The sequence below is a fragment of the Bacillus sp. CH30_1T genome (genome assembly GCF_008364765.1).
Lineage (GTDB): Bacteria > Bacillota > Bacilli > Bacillales > Bacillaceae_B > Rossellomorea.
On record NZ_VTUY01000030.1, the window covers coordinates 1 to 859 of the forward strand.

2 tRNA genes and 2 rRNA genes are annotated in these 859 nt (G+C 46.3%); all 4 read left to right on the plus strand.

Features of this window, described 5'->3' with window-relative positions:
• A 16S ribosomal RNA gene (locus F0342_RS24555) occupies positions 1–183 on the plus strand; the annotation flags it as partial.
• A gap of 142 nt (positions 184–325) precedes the next feature.
• Positions 326–402: transfer RNA gene (locus F0342_RS24560), tRNA-Ile, on the plus strand.
• Between the two features lie 14 nt (positions 403–416).
• A tRNA-Ala gene (locus F0342_RS24565) sits at positions 417–492 on the plus strand.
• 184 nt (positions 493–676) lie between these two features.
• Positions 677–859 (plus strand): 23S ribosomal RNA (locus F0342_RS24570); the annotation flags it as partial.

The window sequence follows — 859 nt, forward strand, 5'->3', positions numbered from 1 at the left end:
AGCATGCCGCGGTGAATACGTTCCCGGGCCTTGTACACACCGCCCGTCACACCACGAGAGTTTGTAACACCCGAAGTCGGTGAGGTAACCTTTTGGAGCCAGCCGCCTAAGGTGGGACAGATGATTGGGGTGAAGTCGTAACAAGGTAGCCGTATCGGAAGGTGCGGCTGGATCACCTCCTTTCTAAGGAAGATTTAACTAAACGTTTGACACGTCGAAGTTTTGTTCAGTTTTGATGGTTTAATAAGGTTTTTTGCGAAAGCAAAATAACCATCCATCTACAAACAATGGTAAGCATTGCTTATCATTCATTTTTATGGAATATGGGCCTATAGCTCAGCTGGTTAGAGCGCACGCCTGATAAGCGTGAGGTCGGTGGTTCGAGTCCACTTAGGCCCACCATATCCTCATATTCCGGGGCCTTAGCTCAGCTGGGAGAGCGCCTGCTTTGCACGCAGGAGGTCAGCGGTTCGATCCCGCTAGGCTCCACCAAAGATTTTTGCGAAAGCAAAATATCTATCCTTTTACGAAGCGTCAGCGGAGTAAAATAACCATCCATATTGTCTCTTACGAGATGATAGATTGTTCTTTGAAAACTAGATAAAGATAAATTGATAGTCAAGAAATTACCGAGTATCGCCATTTTAGGTTTTAAACCTGATGTAACAACCAATTCGGTTAAGTTATGAAGGGCGCACGGTGGATGCCTTGGCACTAGGAGCCGACGAAGGACGGGACTAACACCGATATGCTTTGGGGAGCTGTAAGTGAGCTTTGATCCAGAGATTTCCGAATGGGGGAACCCATTGTTCGTAATGGAACAATATCCTTACTTGAATACATAGAGTATGGAAGGCAG